This is a genomic window from Fimbriimonadaceae bacterium (assembly GCA_019638775.1).
GTDB lineage: Bacteria > Armatimonadota > Fimbriimonadia > Fimbriimonadales > Fimbriimonadaceae > JAHBTD01.
This window is the reverse complement of record JAHBTD010000061.1, coordinates 1-4,733: the sequence shown is the minus strand read 5'-3', so window position 1 is coordinate 4,733 and position 4,733 is coordinate 1. Positions and strand designations below refer to the sequence as shown.

The 4,733-nt window shown below is 46.8% G+C and carries 2 protein-coding genes, 2 tRNA genes and 3 rRNA genes; 2 read left to right on the top strand and 5 right to left on the bottom strand.

Annotation, left to right across the window (positions count from 1 at the left end; all coding sequences use genetic code 11):
- Both KF784_19610 and KF784_19605 read left to right on the top strand, forming a co-directional pair.
- On the top strand, positions 1 to 281 hold a 281-nt coding region (locus KF784_19610; protein ID MBX3121268.1), incomplete at its 5' end, for an IS110 family transposase.
- Positions 282 to 390: 109 nt separating this feature from the next.
- Positions 391 to 546 (top strand): IS3 family transposase, encoded by a 156-nt coding sequence (locus tag KF784_19605; protein ID MBX3121267.1) that lies wholly within the window; start codon positions 391 to 393, stop codon positions 544 to 546.
- 300 nt (positions 547 to 846) lie between these two features.
- On the opposite strand, the gene rrf is transcribed toward KF784_19605, so the two are convergent.
- From rrf to KF784_19580, 5 genes are all read right to left on the bottom strand, one after another.
- Positions 847 to 959 (bottom strand): 5S ribosomal RNA (gene rrf / locus KF784_19600).
- 145 nt (positions 960 to 1,104) lie between these two features.
- A 23S ribosomal RNA gene (locus KF784_19595) occupies positions 1,105 to 4,001 on the bottom strand.
- A 335-nt stretch (positions 4,002 to 4,336) separates the two neighbouring features.
- Positions 4,337 to 4,412: transfer RNA gene (locus KF784_19590), tRNA-Ala, on the bottom strand.
- Between the two features lie 7 nt (positions 4,413 to 4,419).
- Positions 4,420 to 4,496: transfer RNA gene (locus KF784_19585), tRNA-Ile, on the bottom strand.
- Positions 4,497 to 4,616: 120 nt separating this feature from the next.
- A 16S ribosomal RNA gene (locus KF784_19580) occupies positions 4,617 to 4,733 on the bottom strand; the annotation flags it as partial.

The following is a 4,733-nucleotide window of genomic DNA, read 5'->3' as shown; positions in this document are numbered from 1 at the left end:
TTCGGAATCAATTTGGAGTCGGACCACAAACAGCAGCGACACTTATTGCCGTAGCAGGAGATAATCCAGAACGATTAAGGAATGAAGCAGCCTTGGCTGCGTTATGTGGAGCAAGTCCACTGCAGGCTTCCTCTGGAAAAACTATCCGCCATCGATTAAATCGAGAAGGCAATCGATCTGCAAACAATGCGTTATGGACTATCGCTATGGTACGCATGCGCAGTGAGCCGAGAACCACAAGCCTATGTGGCGCGACGTACAGCACAAGGAATGTCAAATAAAGAAATTCAACGCTGCCTGAAACGCTACATTGTTCGTGAGCTATATCCACTGATTCTCGCCGATTTATCTGACACAGTCAGAATTACTTGACATAGGAGCGTCAACGCCGTGTCGGAAAGCTTCTTCCATACCTTAAAAACCGAATTGATCCATCATCAAACGTTCCATTCTCGGGAAGAAGCTAAACAAGCTGTGTTTGAATATATCGAAGTATTTTACAACCGAGAACGATTGCATTCAGCTAATGGATATATCGCCCGTTGACTTCGAGTTGCAGCAAAATGCTGCTTAACTTCGTGTCCAGAAAAGTGTTGACACATCAGAAGACATTTGTCGATCAACGCACCGATTACATTAACACGGCCTCTGGCGTGCCAATCACACGCACAGCGACACTGCTTAGCAATTGGTGCAAACCATGTGCGTGGGGCATACCTAACTTGAAAAATCATGCGAAGGAGGGTCAATAAAGCCGTAACACGCTTAAAGAACCCAGAATAAGAATGAATCCCGAACAGACAATGCATTCAAGAATGCTGTTCTTCTGGTAGAAAAAAATTGGGTGCCTGGCGGTAACCTACTTTCACATGCGTATGCACACTATCATCGGCGCAACTCCGTTTCACGATTCTGTTCGGGATGGGAAGAGGTGGGTCCAGAGCGCTATGGCCGCCAAGCGAAACTGTTTGCGTATCACATCTAAACTCTCAGTAATACTATTTCAATTCGGAAAAAGTAATACGCAATTATTCTTGGAAAGTATTAGGTTAAATTATTATCATTGTGCTTTTAGCTTCAATTTAACAAAAGTATTAAAGTTATAGGATCAAGCCGCACGGTCAATTAGTATCGGTTAGCTTAACATATTACTATGCTTCCACACCCGACCTATCAACGTCGTAGTCTTCAACGAACCTTTAGGAGGGTTTAACCCTCGGGAAGTCTTATCTTGAGGTGAGTTTCCCGCTTAGATGCTTTCAGCGGTTATCTCGTCCGCACTTAGCTACCCGGCAATACGACTGGCGTCATAACCGGTACACCAGAGGTGCGTCCACTCCGGTCCTCTCGTACTAGGAGCAGGTCCACTCAAACTTCCAACGCCCACGGCAGATAGGGACCAAACTGTCTCACGACGTTTTAAACCCAGCTCACGTACCACTTTAAATGGCGAACAGCCATACCCTTGGGACCGGCTACAGCCCCAGGATGTGATGAGCCGACATCGAGGTGCCAAACTCCCCCGTCGATATGAACTCTTGGGAGGAATCAGCCTGTTATCCCCGGCGTACCTTTTATCCGTTGAGCGATGGCCCTTCCATACAGAACCACCGGATCACTATGACCTGCTTTCGCATCTGCTCGACTTGTCAGTCTCGCAGTCAAGCACGCTTTTGCCATTGCACTATCAGCACGATTTCCGACCGTACCTAGCGTACCTTCGTACTCCTCCGTTACAATTTGGGAGGAGACCGCCCCAGTCAAACTGCCTACCATACACGGTCCCCAATCCAGATTATGGATCTAGGTTAGAACCCCAACAACATCAGGGTGGTATTTCAACGATGGCTCCATGAGTTCTAGCGAACCCACTTCAAAGCCTCCCACCTATCCTACACAAATGTTGTCAAAGTCCAATGTAAAGCTACAGTAAAGGTGCACGGGGTCTTTCCGTCTAGCCGCGGGGAGATTGCATCTTCACAAACATTTCAACTTCGCTGAGTCCCAGGAGGAGACAGTGTGGCCATCGTTACGCCATTCGTGCAGGTCGGAACTTACCCGACAAGGAATTTCGCTACCTTAGGACCGTTATAGTTACGGCCGCCGTTTACCGGGGCTTCAATCAAGAGCTTGCACCCCATCATTTAACCTTCCGGCACCGGGCAGGCGTCACACTCTATACGTCCACTTTCGTGTTGGCAGAGTGCTGTGTTTTTAATAAACAGTCGCAGCCACCTTTTTATTGCAACCCCATTCCGCTTCACGCGCGAAGCGCTACACGTACAAGGGGCACACCTTCTCCCGAAGTTACGGTGCAATTTTGCCGAGTTCCTTCTCCTGAGTTCTCTCAAGCGCCTTAGAATTCTCATCCTACCCACCTGTGTCGGTTTACGGTACGGTCTCTTATCAACTGAAGCTTAGTGGCTTTTCCTGGAAGCATGGTATCGCTCACTTGGCACTCCGAAGAGTGTTGCGTTATCACGTCTCAACTTAGCCGCCCGGATTTGCCTAAGCAGCATGTCTACACGCTTGAACCGGGACATCCAACACCCGGCTGAGTTAACCTTCTCCGTCCCCACATCGCATTGATAAAAGGTACTGGAATTTTAACCAGTTTCCCATCAGCTACGCATTTCTGCCTCACCTTAGGGACCGACTCACCCTGCGCCGATGAACGTTGCACAGGAAACCTTGGGTTTTCGGCGAGGGAGCCTTTCACTCCCTTTATCGCTACTCATGTCAGCATTCGCACTTCCGATACCTCCAGCATGGTTCACACCACACCTTCACAGGCTTACGGAACGCTCTCCTACCATCTACATTAAATGTAAATCCCTAGCTTCGGTGCACAGTTTGAGCCCCGTTACATCTTCCGCGCAGGACGACTCGATCAGTGAGCTATTACGCTTTCTTTAAAGGGTGGCTGCTTCTAAGCCAACCTCCTGACTGTTTATGCCTTCCCACTTCGTTTCCCACTTAACTGTGTCTTTGGGACCTTAGCTGAGGGTCTGGGTTGTTTCCCTTTTGACACCGGACGTTAGCACCCGATGTCTGTCTCCCACGCTGGCACTCTTTGGTATTCGGAGTTTGCAATGGTTTGGTAAATCTCAATGACCCCCTAGCCATAACAGTGCTCTACCCCCAAAGGTGATACGTGAGGCACTACCTAAATAGTTTTCGGAGAGAACCAGCTATTTCCAGATTTGTTTAGCCTTTCACCCCTATCCACAGCTCATCCCCTAATTTTTCAACATTAGTGGGTTCGGACCTCCACGAAGTGTTACCTTCGCTTCATCCTGGCCATGGATAGATCATCTGGTTTCGGGTCTACACCCAGCAACTATACGCCCTATTAAGACTCGCTTTCGCTGCGCCTCCCCTATTCGGTTAAGCTTGCTACTGAATGTAAGTCGCTGACCCATTATACAAAAGGTACGCAGTCACTTGATATTCAAAATACCAAGCTCCCACTGTTTGTATGCATGCGGTTTCAGGATCTATTTCACTCCCCTTCCGGGGTTCTTTTCACCTTTCCCTCACGGTACTTGTCCACTATCGGTCGATTACGAGTATTTAGCCTTGGAGGATGGTCCCCCCATCTTCAGACAGGATTTCACGTGTCCCGCCCTACTTTTCTCAATCTTAGTTCCACATTCGAGTTTTCGTCTACAGGACTATCACCCACTATGGTCTCACTTTCCAGAAAGTTCGACTAACTTGAATGCTAAATATTGATGACTCTTCCCATTTCGCTCGCCACTACTTTGGGAATCTCGGTTGATTTCTTTTCCTCTGGTTACTTAGATGTTTCAGTTCACCAGGTTCGCCACACTTAACTTATATATTCAGTTAAGGTTGACCCTAATGGGCCAGGTTTCCCCATTCGGATATCTCCGGATCACAGCTCGTTTGCCAGCTCCCCGAAGCTTTTCGCAGGCTTCCACGTCCTTCATCGCCTGTAATCGCCAAGGCATCCACCACATGCACTTATTCACTTGATCCTATAACTTTAAGACTTTTATTATTAATATATTCCTACACATACAATAAAAATCTTACTCATACAGGTTATTGCATATATTGAATTCTAATTTGCAATTTTGATACAATCTAACCCTTATTCATTCCTAACCTCACCAACCATATTCAGAATAATCAAAAATATGATTGATTCAATTAAAAATTAAATAGTCAATACTTTCCAAATTTTTAAAGAACAATAATCAATTTAATAAATAAAACATATTAAATATAACTTTCCACTAGACAGAGCCTATCACTCTCATTTACAAAAAACCCTCAATTCTCACCATCTCTCTCCATACGCCCAATAAACTGGTGGAGGTGAACGGGATCGAACCGATGACCCCCTGCTTGCAAAGCAGGTGCTCTCCCAGCTGAGCTACACCCCCATCTTGTTGGTGGGTCTGGGTGGATTTGAACCACCGACCCCACGCTTATCAAGCGTGTGCTCTAACCAACTGAGCTACAGACCCTTCATGAGTCTAAGTGCCATCCTATAGTACAATCAAAAATATCCAGCTTTTATTGGTTCTTAGCTCTGTCTATTACAAAACAATCGATAGGTTGTGAGTACTTAGTTTGTATTTCTCTAGAAAGGAGGTGATCCAGCCGCAGGTTCCCCTACGGCTACCTTGTTACGACTTCACCCCAGTCATGAATCTCACCGTGGCAAGCGCCCTCCTTACGGTTAGACTACCTGCTTCTGGTGA